This window comes from Dactylosporangium sp. CA-152071 (assembly GCF_050936335.1).
In the GTDB taxonomy this organism is placed as follows: Bacteria; Actinomycetota; Actinomycetes; order Mycobacteriales; family Micromonosporaceae; genus Dactylosporangium; species Dactylosporangium maewongense.
On the sequence record NZ_JBNJMZ010000001.1, the window covers coordinates 5,735,874 to 5,748,849 of the forward strand.

The window sequence follows — 12,976 nt, forward strand, 5'->3', positions numbered from 1 at the left end:
CTCCAATCGGAAGGTCCCAGCTCCTTGCTGCTCGCTGACCCCAGTTCGTTCCCCTCCATCTTCGAATCCACCGATGAGCCGGGCTTCGCCGGCCTCGGTCTGCCCGCCAGGTTGGTGCGCGCACTCGCCGACCAGGGCATCACCGATCCGTTCCCCATCCAGGCAGCGACGGTCCCAGACGTCCTCGCGGGCCGTGACGTGCTGGGCAGGGGGCGCACCGGCTCGGGCAAGACGCTCGCGTTCGGCCTGCCGCTGCTGGCCCGGCTGGCGGCGAGCGGGCGGTCCCGTCCGCATGCGCCGAAGGCGCTGATCCTCGTGCCGACGCGCGAGCTCGCGATGCAGGTCAACGACGCGCTGACGCCGCTGGCGAAGACGCTCGGCCTGTTCTGCAAGACCGCCGTCGGCGGCGTGCCGTATGACCGGCAGATCTGGTCGCTCGAGCGGGGGGTCGACGTGCTCGTCGCGACGCCCGGCCGCCTCGGTGACCTGATCAAGCGCGGGGTCTGCCGGCTCGACGCGGTGGAGGTCACCGTGCTCGACGAGGCCGACCAGATGGCCGACATGGGCTTCCTGCCGGAGGTCACCGAGATCCTCGGTCAGACGCCGGCCGGCGGCCAGCGCCTGCTCTTCTCCGCGACGCTCGACAAGGACGTCGACTCGCTGGTCAAGCGCTTCCTGGTCGACCCGGTCACGCACTCGATCGAGCCGCCGACCGCTTCTGTCGGCTCCATGGACCACCACGTGCTGCTGGTCCCGCCGAATGACAAGTTCGCCATCGCCGCGTCGATCGCCGCCCGCAAGGGCCGCACGATCCTCTTCGTGAAGACGCAGATGGCCGTCGACGAGCTGGTAGAGCAGTTCGCGGCCGTCGGCGTGCGGGCCGGTGCCCTGCACGGCGGCAAGACGCAGCGGGTGCGCACGCGCACGCTCGCCGAGTTCAAAGAGGGCACGTGCAACGTGCTGGTGGCGACCGACGTCGCGGCGCGTGGCATCCACATCGATGACGTGTCGCTGGTCGTACATGTCGACCTCCCGCGTGACCAGAAGGACTATCTGCACCGTGCCGGGCGGACCGCACGGGCGGGGGCCGCGGGGACGGTCGTGACGCTGGTGCTGCCACGGCAGCGGCGGCGGGCGGCGGCGCTGCTCGCGAAGGCCGGGGTCACCCCGACCGAGCTGCGGGTGCGGGCCGGCGACCCGGCGTTGGCCGAGGTCACGGGCGCTCGGCAGCCGAGCGGTGTGCCGGTGCGCATCCAGCGCAGTGCCCCGTCGCACGGTGGTCGTCCGGCCCGGCGGCCGAATCACGACCATGATCGTCGTCCACGGCGTTAGTCGCTGACGACAAGGGCGGTCCGCGTATGGTGCGGACCGCCTTTTTGTCGTACCCATCGGATAGCGTCGACGCATGACGGTGCTTCCTCGGGCGTTCGCGTGGCAGCGGACCGACACGACAGGCGGCGAGTTCGTCACGCTCGACGATCGCCGCGGGCTCTACGCCAAGGGCACGGCGTTCGCCGCCGACAACGCGTTGTATTCGTGCCGATATGACCTGCACACCGACGAGGGCTGGGCGAGCACGCGGCTGGAGGTGACGGCCGAGGGTGCGGGCTGGCGACGGACGCTGCGCATGGAGCGGGCCGCGGGCCGGTGGCGGGTCACCACTGGCGAGCAGGGCGATCTGGAGGGGGTGCTGCCGACGGCGCCGTTCGCGGGCATCGAGGAGCCCGACCGGCTGCATCAGGTGCTCGACGTCGACCTCTACAACTCCCCGCTGACCAACACGTTACCGGTGCGCAGGCTGGGCCTGCACCGCGCGGAGCCCGGCACGGTGGCGACGATCGAGGCGGCGTGGGTCCTGCTGCCCAGCTTGGCCGTGTTGCCGTTGCAGCAGGTGTACGAGGTGCTGCCCGGCCGACGGGTCCGCTATTCCTCGGAGGGTTTCACGGCCGAGCTGGAGCTGGACACGGACGGTTATGTGGTCGACTATCCGGGGCTTGCGACGCTGGCCTAGGCCGGGGGCTGGGTGCGGCCTTCCCACTTCGTGGAGAGGGCGATCGCCGTGCGCGTGCGGGCGATGCCTTTGACGCGGTTGAGGTCGATGATGAGCCGTTCCAGGTCGCCGATCGTCTTCACGCGCGCCTTGCACAGAAACGATTCCTCGCCCGCCATGAAGTAGCAGGATTCGATCTCCTGGTGCTCGCGGAGGGCCTCGAGGATGTCGTCGGTGTCGCCGTTGCTGTCGTGCACGATGCCGATGATGGCGGTCAGCGGCAGCCCCATGGCCTCCGGGTGGATCTCGGCGCGGTAGCCCTGAATGACCCCCGACGACTCGAGCTTGCCGACGCGTTCGTGCACGGCCGGCGCGGACAGGCCCACCTTCCGGGCCAGCTCCGCGTATGGAAGCCGGGCGTTGTCTCGAAGCAGGTCGATGAGTTGTCGATCGATCGCATCCATCGCGTCCAGCCTAATGGTCAGGGTTTTAGCACAGCTAATTACCCAACACGTGCGATTTCCTCGTTTCCCGGACACGGCACGCTAGCGGTGCTGTAATGGGCGTACATCCCAGGATGACTCGTGCTTTCAGCTTGCCGCATGGGGGTGCGCGGGCCCGATCGAGCCACCCATGGGTTAAGGAGGGGCCGTGGAGACGGGAGATCGTCTGCTGACGCCCGGCGAAGTCGCCGCCTTGTTTCGTGTCGACCCCAAAACGGTGACACGCTGGGCTGCGGCCGGCCGGATCAGCAGCATCCGAACCCCGGGGGGACACCGGCGGTTCCGGGAATCCGAGGTGCGGGCACTGCTCGAAGGAGACGAGACGCTCGACGACACCTCTAACGGGAATGGCCGAGTTCACCCGACCAACGAGTGAACAAGGTATGAGTGACGCCGGCAGCGTCGAGGACCTTGCCGGCGATGAAGTCAACGAGTTGGGCGGCCGTGGCCGCCGCTCCGGCCGAGTAGAAGCCGGGGCTGGCGGGGAGGACCACGGCGCCGGCGTCATGCAGGGCGATGAGGTGCTCCAGGTGACTGCGGGTCACCGGGGTCTCCCTCGGGACGACGACCACCGGACGGCGCTCCTTGAGGTTGACCTCGGCAGCCCTCTGCAGCAGGTCCTTGGAGAGGCCGATCGCGATGCCGGCGCACGCCGCGGTGCTCGCCGGCACGACGAGCATGCCCTTGACCTGGTACGACCCGCTGCTTGGACCGGCGGCGAGATCACCGGCGGGCCAGTAGGCGACGTCTGCTCCTGTCGCTTCCTGCCCCACCCAGGTGGCCAGGTCGTCCTTCCAGTGCGCGTCACGGAAGGGCGCACCGGTCTCGTCGAGGATCGTGAGCCGGGCGGCGCGTGACACGACGAGGTCGACGGCCTCGCCCGCGTCGAACAGCGCCCGGATCACCGCGGCCGCGTATGGCGTGCCGGACGCCCCGGACACCCCGACGACCCACGGCCTGCGCTGATCCACCACGCGGTCAACTCTGCCACAACTGACCAGCCCGCTCGGAAAGTGTCATACCGGGTTGGCAGGATGGTGGGCATGGCACGCGGCTTTCCGTACGCAGACCTCAACGCCTTCCTCGCCGACCTCCAGCGGGCAGGTGAGCTGCATCGCGTGTCCGCACCCGTCGACCCGCACCTGGAGATCAGCGAAATCGTCACGCGGACCGTCCGGGCGGGCGGGCCGGCGCTCGTGTTCGACCGGCCGACACGTGGCGACATGCCGGTCGCGATCAACCTGTTCGGCACCGAGCGGCGGATGGCGATGGCGCTCGGCGTCTCCCATCTCGACGAGGTCGGCGAGCGCATCGGGTCGCTGGTCAAGCCGGAGCTGCCGGTCGGCTGGGCGGGCATCCGCGACGGCATCGGCAAGCTGCTGCAGCTCAAGGCCGTGCCGCCGAAGCACGTGAAGACCGCGCCCTGCCAGGAGGTCGTCTACAAGGGCGACCAGGTGGACCTCAACCGGCTCCCCGGCCTGCAGATCTGGCCCGACGACGGGGGGATCTACCACAACTTCGGGCTGACCCACACGAAGCACCCCGAGACCGGCAAGCGCAATCTCGGGCTCTATCGGCTGCAGCAGCACTCGCACAACACGCTCGGCATGCACTGGCAGATCCACAAGGACTCGACCGCGCACCACGCGGTGGCCGAGCGGCTCGGGCAGCGGCTGCCGGTCGCGATCGCCATCGGCGCCGACCCCGTCGTCTCCTATTCGGCGAGCGCCCCGCTGCCGTCCGACATCGACGAATACCTGTTCGCCGGGTTCCTGCGCGGCGAGCGGGTCGAGATGGTCGACTGCCTGACCGTGCCGCTGCAGGTGCCGGCCAATGCGCAGATCGTGCTCGAGGGCTATCTGGAGCCCGGCGAGCGCCTGCCCGAGGGGCCGTTCGGCGACCACACCGGGTTCTACACGCCGGTCGAGGACTTCCCGGTGCTGCACGTCGAGTGCATGACGACCCGCAAGCAGCCGATCTACCACTCGATCATCACGTCGAAGCCGCCGCAGGAGGACCTGGGCCTCGGCAAGGCGACCGAGCGGATCTTCCTGCCCCTGCTGAAGATCATGATCCCCGACATCGTCGACTACGACCTGCCCGCGGCCGGCGTGTTCCACAACTGCGTGATCGTGTCGATCCGCAAGCGCTATCCGAAGCACGCGCAGAAGGTGATGAGCGCCATCTGGGGCGCGCACCTGCTGTCACTGTCGAAGCTGATCGTGGTCGTCGACGAGGACTGCGACGTGCACGACTACGCCGAGGTCGCCTTCCGCGCCTTCGGCAACGTCGACTACAAGCACGACCTGCTGATCACCGAGGGGCCGGTCGACCACCTCGACCACTCGTCCTATCAGCAGTTCTGGGGCGGCAAGGCCGGCCTCGACGCGACCCGCAAGGGCCCGTCGGAGGGCTACCATCGCGGCTGGCCGGAAGAGATGATCATGTCCCCCGAGGTCGTGGCGCGGGTCGACAAGCGCTGGAGAGAGTATGGGTTCAAGTGACGCTCGCTGAGGCACCCCCGAGCCGGGTCAAGGCTTTCCTGCGGCTCGTCGCGATCGAGCACTCGGTGTTCGCGCTGCCGTTCGCCTATCTGTCGGCGCTGACCGCGATGACCGTGCACGGCGGCCACGTCAACTGGGCCGATCTGCTCCTGGTGACGATCGCGATGGTCGGCGCCCGCACGTTCGCCATGGCCGCCAACCGGATCATCGACCGCCACATCGACGCCCGTAACCCGCGCACCGCCCAGCGCGAGCTCGTCACCGGCGCCGTCAGCGTCCGCACCGCGTGGACCGGCGCCGCCGTCGCCCTCGTCGTGTTCCTCGGCGCCGCCGCTCTGCTCAACTGGCTGTGTCTGGTCCTCGCCCCGCTCGCCGTGGTGCCGCTGGTCCTCTACCCGTATGGCAAACGCTTCACCAACTGGCCGCACGCGCTGCTCGGCCTGGCGCAGATGGTCGGCCCGGTCGGCGCCTGGCTCGCTGTCACGGGCGACCTGCGCGGCTCGGGCCCCGCCTGGGTGCTCGGCGCCGCGGTCGGCCTGTGGATCGGCGGCTTCGACCTCATCTACGCCTGCCAGGACGCCACCGTCGACCGCGAGATCGGCGTCCACTCCGTCCCCTCCCGCTACGGCGTCCCCTTCGCCCTGCACCTGTCCAGCGCCGCCCACGTGGTGACGTTCGGCCTGTTCGTGTGGTTCGGCCAGCTCGTCGACCTCGGCTGGCTGTGGTGGATCGGCCTGGCCGCCACGGCCGTCGCCTTCATCTACGAGCACGCCATCGTCCGCCCCGACGACCTGTCCCGCGTCAACCGAGCCTTCTTCACCGCCAACGGCTTCGTGGGGATCGCACTCTTCGTGTTCGCCCTCCTCGACCTGACCGTCTTAGGCGGCCTCCGCCCCTGACCCATCTCACCAACCTCGACCCCGCCCACGTCGACGCCTGGCACCCACATCGGACACTGACGTCCCGACGTCCGTCGGACGGAAGCCTTCCCACGGACGTCACTGGCGCCGGGCGCGTGGCTCCGCAAGGACGTCAGCGTCCACGCCGGCATCGGCCGCAGGCGTCGACGTTCCACGCCGGCATCGGCCGCAGGCGTCGACGTTCCACGCCGGCATCGGACACGGGCATCAGGCATGGACCCTCGCGCAGCCGTGGGCGTCAGGCATCCGTGTTGGTGTTTTCCGCAGTCGTTGAGCGTTTGCGCGGGCCTTCGCGTTTGACGTTGACGTTCCCGCAGACGTCAGGCGTCCGGCGCGAGGCCTTCGCAAGGACGTCAGCGTCCACGTCGGCGTCGCATGCAGGTGTCGACGTTCCGCGCAGACGTCGGACACGGGCATCAGGCATGGGACCTCGCGCAGCCGTAGGCAGTTGGCACTCACGTTGACGCCGCCGCCAACCCGAGCATCGTCAGCTCCAGCAGCTGACCCCGCCCCAACGACGGCCGACCGCGGCCGATCCGGTTTGAGGCGGGCAACGCCGCCGCTGCCGCCCGCCGCCGCTGCCGCCCGCCGCGGCGTCCACCGCTGCGGCATTCCACCGACCCGGGGTCCAGCAGCGTGGTGATCCACGGACCGAACTGGTCATCATGACCGCCGGAACCATCCTTGGATCACGCCAGCGCGACGCCGACCGAACGGGACCAGACATCGGCGGGTGGCACCGCAGCGAAAACCCAAAGCCGGCCGACCCGCACCCGCGCGGCCGACACCCGACTGTCCAGCAGACGGGCCACCCCTCTGCGGCATCCACCGGACTGGCGCCCGTCAGTGTGATGATCCAAGGACCGGACCGGCCGTCATGACCGCCGGAACCATCCTTGGATCACACCAGCGCGACGCCGACCGAACAGGACCAGACATCGGCGGGTGGCACCGCAGCGAAGACCCAGAGCCGGCCGACCCGCACCCGCGCGGCAGACACCCGACTGCCCAGCGGACGGGCCATCCCTCTGCGGCATCCACCGGACTGGCGCCCGTCAGCGTGATGATCCAAGGACCGAACTGGTCGGCATGACCGCCAGAACTGGACTTCGATCAAGTGGCGGTGGGCAGGGTGGCGGTGTGAGGCGGTGGTGGGGTGAGGGTCAGACGCCGGCGTAGGAGTGGAGGCCGCTGGCGACGAGGTTGACGCCGAAGAGGTTGACGAGCATGGTCAGCCAGCCGACTACGGCGATCCAGGAGGTGACGCGGCGGCTGACGCTCGGGGTGGAGCGGGCGTGGAGGTAGCAGGCGTAGACGACCCAGGCGATGAAGGACCAGACCTCCTTGGGGTCCCAGTTCCAGTATCGGCCCCAGGCTGCCTCGGCCCAGATGGCGCCGGCGATGACGCCGAAGGTCCAGATGGGGAAGGCGAAGGCGTGGACGCGGAAGGTGACGCGTTCGAGGGCGTCGGCCTGGGGGATGCGCTCGCCGAGGCTGTACGGGAAGTTGCGCTTGCCCTGGTCGTGGCCGGTGCGGATCAGGTGCATGGCGGCGGCGACGAAGCCGACGAGGAAGACGCCCGAGGCGATCGAGGCGGCGCCGACGTGGATGACGAGCCAGTAGGACTGGAGCGCGGGGACCAGGGGGCCGACCCGGACGTACAGCGTCATGCCGGCGATCGCGAGCAGGAGGGACGCGACCAGGGTGACGAAGAGCCCCAGGTGCCGGAGGTTGCGCCACTTGAACAGCACGACCAGCCAGGCGGAGACGCCGACGAGGGTGGCGGTCATGACGAACTCGTACATGTTGCCCCAGGGGGCGCGGTCGGCGGCGATGCCGCGGGTGACCAGGGCGCCGACGTGGGCCAGGTAGCCGAGGACGGTGAGACCGACGGCCGCGACGCCCGCCCACCGAAGACCCGAACCCGAAGAGTCCGGCTTATCCGAAAAATCGGAAATGTCAGCGGAGGAAAGGGAAGCGGGAGAAGGGGAAGAGGAGGCCGGAGAAGAAGGGGAAAGCGCGGAAGAGGTGGAAGCCGCCGCGGCCACCGGGATGGCTTCGACCGCTGGGGCGCCAGCAGTTATCAGCGCGCGCTGGCCGACGATGCTGCGGGCGCCGAACGCGTATTCGACGGCGTACGCCAGCATGGCCAGGACGTAGCTGAAGATCGTGACGACCAGCAGCTGATTGGACAACCCACCCATCAAACGACCTCCTTGACGTCAGCGTCAGTCTGCGCCACCTGGTCCGGCACAGTGGCGGCAGGGGTCACCGCGGCCACGATGGACTCGAACTCCTCGGCGAAGCCCGGGTAGTCGCCGCGCGGCAGGCCGCCCGCGGACATGCCGGTCGGGGTGATGCGGAAGAACACGCGGCGGCGCTTGCCGGTGAGGGAGCCCAGCAGGCCGAGCAGCAGCGCGGCCGCGCCGCCCAGGACGATCGGCTGGCCGGGGTCGTGGCGGATCGAGATGCTGATCCACTGCTCGGTGCCGAGGAACTCGACCGTCGTGCCGTCCGGGAGGGTGCCCTTGTCGCCGGGCTTGAGCATGATCGGGTCGCCGAAGGGGCTGAGGCGCTTCGCGTCGATCTGGCGCTGGTCCAGCGTGTACACGGACAGGGGCGCGCCGGCGTCGAAGCCGAGGACGCCGCGGTACGCCTGCAGCATGAGACGCGGGTCGTTCTCGGCGGGGAAGGCCGACGACGCGACCGAGGGGTCGGACGGCAGGGTGGGCAGGTAGACGCCGGAGAAGCCGATCTGGGCCTTCTCGTCGCGGGTGCCGGTCGACGGGTTCAGGTTGACGTCCGGGAAGGTGGCGACGCCGTCGCTGGTGAGCATCCCGTCCTTGGGCAGGAAGGCGGCGACCTGCTCGTGCGTCTTGCCGTACTTGTCGGTGTAGCGCAGCCGGGGGGCGTACCCGTGGCCGAGCAGCGACACGTTGGCGCCTGAGAGGCGCAGCGGGTCGTTGACCTGCAGCACGTGCTTGGAGGAGCGGCCCCGCTCGGTGACGGTCACGTCGGCCTTGTAGGTGACGGGCTGGCCGTTGTCGAGGTACGTGGCGGCGAACTTGTCCATCCGCACGCAGAAGCGGGGCAGGTCACCCTCGCCGACCTGGGCGCCGAGGGCGTGCTCGTCGTAGTTGAGCAGGGTGTTGCAGAAGGCGAAGTCCTGCCCCTGGATGAGCAGCCGGTTGCCGTGCCAGCCGAACCACGACCCGTACGCGACGCCGATCAGCAGCGACAGCAGCGCGAAGTGGAAGACCAGGTTGCCGGTCTCCTTGAGGTACCCCTTCTCCGCGCTGATCTCGGTGACGTCGCCCGAGACCCGTACGACGGTCCGGAAGCGCCGGCGCCGCAGAACACTCAGAACCGAAGGGACGGATGAAACGGGCAAGTCAGCAGCAGAGGCGGGTAGCCGGGAGAACCGCGCCGGGGCCGGCGGGGGCTTGCGCACCATCGCGGCGAAGTGGGACCGGAAGCGGGGCACCAGGCAGCCGACGAGCGACGTGAAGAGCAGCAGGTAGATCGCCGAGAACCACGGCGAGGCGTACACGTCGAAGAAGAAGAACCGGTCCAGCGTCGGGCCCCAGTCGGGGTTGTCCCGCAGGTACTGCCGGACCTGCTCGGGCGACACGTTGCGCTGCGGCAGGACCGAGCCGGGGATGGCGGCGACGGCGAGCAGGAACAGCAGCACCAGCGCGGTGCGCATCGAGGTCAGCTGGCGCCAGGCGCGCCGGCACACGGAGACGAGCCAGCGCGTCACAGCGGCACCAATCCGGGCCCGAAGTTGGCCGTTAGGGCGATCATGAGCGAGTGCCAGACGCCGGTGATGAGCGCGACGCCGACGAGGACGAGCAGGGCGCCGCCGATGCGGGTCACCCAACGGCTGTTGCGGCGGATGAACTTGATGACGCCGATGAGCCGCTGGAAGCCCAGCCCGACCGCGATGAAGGGCAGGCCGATGCCGAGGCTGTACGCGATGGCGAGGGTCACCGCCCGCGCCTGCGAGCCGCTGGTGGAGCCGAGCGCGATCATCGCGGCGAGCGTCGGGCCGGTGCACGGCGCCCACGAGAGGGCGAAGACGACGCCGAAGACGGGGGCGCCGACGAGCCCGGCGGCCGGGAGCCGCTGGATCCGCCATTGCCGCTCCAGCCCCGGCACCAGGCCGATGAAGGCCAGACCGAGGACGATGACGATCGCGCCCGCGACGATCTCGATCGTCCGGCGGTGGACCATGAGCTGCATGGCGGCGCTGGTCGCGAGGACGATGAGGGTGACGAAGACGGCCGTGAACCCGGCGATGAAGAGCGCGACCCCGGCGACGACCCGGCCCCGGCGCTGCCCGGAGTCGAGGTCGGCGCCCGCGAGGCCGGTGACGTAGGAGAGATAGCCGGGCACGAGCGGCAGGATGCACGGCGACAGGAAGCTGGCCAGCCCGGCGAGGACGGCGACGGCGATCGCACCGACCAGCGGGCCGCTGGTGGTGAAGTCGAAGACGCCGGCGAGGAGCATCAGGCCTGCTCGGCGACCAGGTCGCGCACGATCGGCTCGAGCAGCTTCTGGTCGATCTGGGAGCGGATGACCGCGGCGATCCGGCCGCCGCGGTCGATGACCAGCGTCGCGGGGATCGTGTTGGGCGGCACGGCGAAGTTCAGCGGCAGCTCGCCCGGCGGGTCGAAGATGCTGCCGAACGACGGCTTCACGTCGGCCAGGAAGGCGGCGGCGGGGTCGCGCTGGTCGTGGACGTTCACGCCGACGAAGACGACGCCGTCACCCTTGGTCGCGTCGTACACCTTCTCCAACTCCGGCGCCTCGGTGCGGCACGGCGCGCAGTAGGACGCCCAGAAGTTGATCACGACGACCTCGCCCTTGTGCTGGGCGAGGTCGAACGAGCCGGCGCGGTCCATGAAGTTGCCGCGCATCGCCGGCGCCGCCACCCGGTCGGAGACAGCGATCTTGCGGCTGCTGAGGGCGTTCTGCGGGGCGGCGCTGTCGCAGGCGGCCAGGAAGACGCAGGCGACGAGGATCCACAGGAGGCGAGCTCGCATCATGCACCCTTCGCGTCGCGCGCGCCCGGCGACATGGCGACGAGGTGCGCGGCCGGTTCGCTGTACGCCACCCCGACGATCTTCGTGTCCTCGAAGTGGAAGCTGGTGTAGCTGGCGAGGTTGCACTCGCGCTTGCGGGGGTCGTGCCACAGCCGCTTGCGCTCGACGTGCCGGCGCAGCGTCCAGATCGGCAGCTGGTGCGACACGCACACGGCCTCGTGGCCCTCGGCGGCCTCCCTGGCGGCCATCAGCGCGGCGAACATGCGCGAGGCGATCGCCGTGTACGGCTCGCCCCACGACGGGGTCACCGGGTCGCGCAGCACCCACCAGTTGCGGGGGTCGCGGAGCGCGCCGTCGCCGGCGCCGACCCGCTTGCCCTCGAAGAAGTTGCCGCTCTCGATGAGCCGCTCGTCCACGGCGATCGGCAGCCCGAACTGGTCGGCGATCGGCGAGGCGGTCTGCTGGGCGCGCTCCAGCGGGCTCGCCACCACGTGGGTGATGTCCTTCTCGGCGACGGCCTGGGCGGCGGCCTTGGCCATCTGCACGCCGAGCTCCGACAGCCGGTAGCCGGGAAGGCGGCCGTAGAGGATCTTCTCCGGGTTGTACACCTCACCGTGCCGCAACACGTGCACGATCGTCTTCGTCGTCATGACAGGCCCGCCGAGGCGGCCGCGGCGGCGCGGGCGGCGTGCGGGAGGGCGGCCGAGATGACGTCCAGGGCCTCGGCGCCGATCGCGGTGGAGACGAACCACGACTCGTAGGCGCTGGGCGGCAGGTAGACACCCCGGGACAGCATGGTGTGGAAAAACGCCTTGAACGCCGCCACGTCCTGCGTGCGCGCGTCGTCGTAGTTCCGCACCGGCTGCGCCGTGAAGAAGATCGAGAACATGCTGCCGGCGGTGGCGAGCGTGTGCGGTACACCCGCCGCGGCCAACGCATCGGAGGACAGCTTGCCGATCGTGGCCGCCGTCGCGTCGAGCTGCGCATAGACCTCGGGGGTCGCCAGTCGCAGGGTCGCGAGGCCGGCCGCGCAGGCGAGCGGGTTGCCCGACAGCGTGCCGGCCTGGTAGACCGGGCCGGCCGGGGCGAGGTGCGCCATGATCGACGCGCGACCGCCGAACGCGGCGGCCGGCAGCCCGCCGCCCATGACCTTGCCGAAGGTCCACAGGTCGGCGTCGACGGGCTCGAGGCCGACCCAGCCGGCCCGGCTGACCCGGAAGCCGGTCATGACCTCGTCGAGGATGAGCAGCGCGCCGTGGCGGTGGGCGAGCTCGGCGAGCTTGCCGTTGAACCCGTCGTGCGGCGCGACGACGCCCATGTTGCCGCAGGCCGCCTCGGTGATCACGGCCGCGATCCGGTCGCCCTCGGCGGCGAAGACCGCTTCGACGGCGGCGATGTCGTTGTACGGCAGGACGATGGTGTCCCCCGCCGCCGCACCGGTGACGCCGGGCGAGTCGGGCAGCGCGAGGGTCGCGACCCCGGACCCGGCGGCGGCGAGCAGCGCGTCGACGTGGCCGTGGTAGCAGCCGGCGAACTTGACCACCTTGGGCCGGCCGGTGAAGCCGCGGGCGAGCCGGAGCGCGCTCATCGTGGCCTCGGTGCCGGAGTTGACCAGGCGGACCTGCTCGACCGGGGTGCGCGCGACGATCTCCTCGCCGAGCGCCACCTCGCCCGGTGTCGGGGTGCCGAAGCTGGTGCCGTGCGCGGCCGCGGCGGTGATCGCACCGATCACCTCGGGATGCGCGTGGCCGAGGATCAGCGGCCCCCACGAGCAGACCAGGTCGACATAGCGTCGCCCGTCGGCGTCGGTGAGCCAGCAGCCCTCGCCACTGACCATGAACCGGGGGGTGCCACCGACCGCGCGGAACGCCCGGACAGGTGAATTCACCCCACCCGGCACGATGGCCTGAGCGCGGTCGAACAGTGCCTGCGAAGCCGGAGCGTCACCCGCGTAGGGGCCGAGGCCGGCGGAGTCAATAGCTGTCACAGCCTGCCCATTCTGACAGCCTGCCCG

The 12,976-nt window shown here is 70.2% G+C and carries 13 protein-coding genes; 5 read left to right on the top strand and 8 right to left on the bottom strand.

Annotated features, from left to right (window positions below):
• Window positions 1-27 precede the first annotated feature (27 nt).
• Both ACQEVZ_RS25640 and ACQEVZ_RS25645 read left to right on the top strand, forming a co-directional pair.
• Complete coding sequence (locus ACQEVZ_RS25640; protein ID WP_360566526.1) at window positions 28-1,332, top strand: DEAD/DEAH box helicase; 1,305 nt, start codon at window positions 28-30, stop codon at window positions 1,330-1,332.
• A gap of 73 nt (window positions 1,333-1,405) precedes the next feature.
• Window positions 1,406-2,011 carry a putative glycolipid-binding domain-containing protein gene (locus tag ACQEVZ_RS25645; protein WP_433370862.1) on the top strand — a complete coding sequence of 202 codons (606 nt, stop codon included), beginning with the start codon at window positions 1,406-1,408 and terminating at the stop codon, window positions 2,009-2,011.
• Here ACQEVZ_RS25645 and ACQEVZ_RS25650 read toward each other — a convergent pair.
• The gene (locus ACQEVZ_RS25650; RefSeq protein WP_344508966.1) at window positions 2,008-2,454 is read right to left on the bottom strand and encodes an Lrp/AsnC family transcriptional regulator; all 447 of its coding nucleotides are present in this window, start codon (window positions 2,452-2,454) and stop codon (window positions 2,008-2,010) included. The genes ACQEVZ_RS25645 and ACQEVZ_RS25650 overlap by 4 nt on opposite strands.
• A gap of 187 nt (window positions 2,455-2,641) precedes the next feature.
• Between ACQEVZ_RS25650 and ACQEVZ_RS25655 the strand changes: the two genes are divergently transcribed.
• The gene (locus tag ACQEVZ_RS25655; RefSeq protein ID WP_344508964.1) at window positions 2,642-2,869 is read left to right on the top strand and encodes a BldC family transcriptional regulator; all 228 of its coding nucleotides are present in this window, start codon (window positions 2,642-2,644) and stop codon (window positions 2,867-2,869) included.
• Here ACQEVZ_RS25655 and ACQEVZ_RS25660 read toward each other — a convergent pair.
• Window positions 2,832-3,464 carry a UbiX family flavin prenyltransferase gene (locus ACQEVZ_RS25660; RefSeq protein WP_344509361.1) on the bottom strand — a complete coding sequence of 211 codons (633 nt, stop codon included), beginning with the start codon at window positions 3,462-3,464 and terminating at the stop codon, window positions 2,832-2,834. The genes ACQEVZ_RS25655 and ACQEVZ_RS25660 overlap by 38 nt on opposite strands.
• A 72-nt stretch (window positions 3,465-3,536) precedes the next feature.
• Here ACQEVZ_RS25660 and ACQEVZ_RS25665 point away from each other — a divergent pair, with 72 nt between their 5' ends.
• Window positions 3,537-4,997, top strand: coding sequence for a menaquinone biosynthesis decarboxylase (locus tag ACQEVZ_RS25665; RefSeq protein WP_344508962.1), 1,461 nt, complete (start codon window positions 3,537-3,539; stop codon window positions 4,995-4,997).
• A complete protein-coding gene (mqnP, locus tag ACQEVZ_RS25670) occupies window positions 4,994-5,896 on the top strand; it encodes a menaquinone biosynthesis prenyltransferase MqnP (RefSeq protein WP_433370867.1) in 903 nt (300 codons plus the stop codon). The genes ACQEVZ_RS25665 and mqnP overlap by 4 nt, the downstream gene beginning before the upstream one ends.
• A 1,184-nt stretch (window positions 5,897-7,080) precedes the next feature.
• Here mqnP and ccsB read toward each other — a convergent pair.
• The 6 genes from ccsB to hemL are packed head-to-tail and all read right to left on the bottom strand — an operon-like array spanning window position 7,081 to window position 12,949.
• Window positions 7,081-8,121 (bottom strand): c-type cytochrome biogenesis protein CcsB, encoded by a 1,041-nt coding sequence (gene ccsB / locus ACQEVZ_RS25675; protein WP_433370871.1) that lies wholly within the window; start codon window positions 8,119-8,121, stop codon window positions 7,081-7,083.
• On the bottom strand, window positions 8,121-9,677 hold the full coding sequence (gene resB, locus ACQEVZ_RS25680; RefSeq protein ID WP_433370874.1) for a cytochrome c biogenesis protein ResB: 1,557 nt from the start codon (window positions 9,675-9,677) through the stop codon (window positions 8,121-8,123). Before resB ends, ccsB begins: the two co-directional genes overlap by 1 nt.
• Complete coding sequence (locus tag ACQEVZ_RS25685) at window positions 9,674-10,426, bottom strand: cytochrome c biogenesis CcdA family protein (RefSeq protein WP_433370877.1); 753 nt, start codon at window positions 10,424-10,426, stop codon at window positions 9,674-9,676. The genes resB and ACQEVZ_RS25685 overlap by 4 nt, the downstream gene beginning before the upstream one ends.
• Complete coding sequence (locus ACQEVZ_RS25690; protein WP_433370880.1) at window positions 10,426-10,965, bottom strand: TlpA family protein disulfide reductase; 540 nt, start codon at window positions 10,963-10,965, stop codon at window positions 10,426-10,428. Before ACQEVZ_RS25690 ends, ACQEVZ_RS25685 begins: the two co-directional genes overlap by 1 nt.
• Window positions 10,962-11,612 carry a histidine phosphatase family protein gene (locus ACQEVZ_RS25695; RefSeq protein ID WP_433370883.1) on the bottom strand — a complete coding sequence of 217 codons (651 nt, stop codon included), beginning with the start codon at window positions 11,610-11,612 and terminating at the stop codon, window positions 10,962-10,964. Before ACQEVZ_RS25695 ends, ACQEVZ_RS25690 begins: the two co-directional genes overlap by 4 nt.
• Window positions 11,609-12,949 (bottom strand): glutamate-1-semialdehyde 2,1-aminomutase, encoded by a 1,341-nt coding sequence (gene hemL / locus ACQEVZ_RS25700; RefSeq protein WP_354889508.1) that lies wholly within the window; start codon window positions 12,947-12,949, stop codon window positions 11,609-11,611. The genes ACQEVZ_RS25695 and hemL overlap by 4 nt, the downstream gene beginning before the upstream one ends.
• Between the last annotated feature and the right edge of the window lie 27 nt (window positions 12,950-12,976).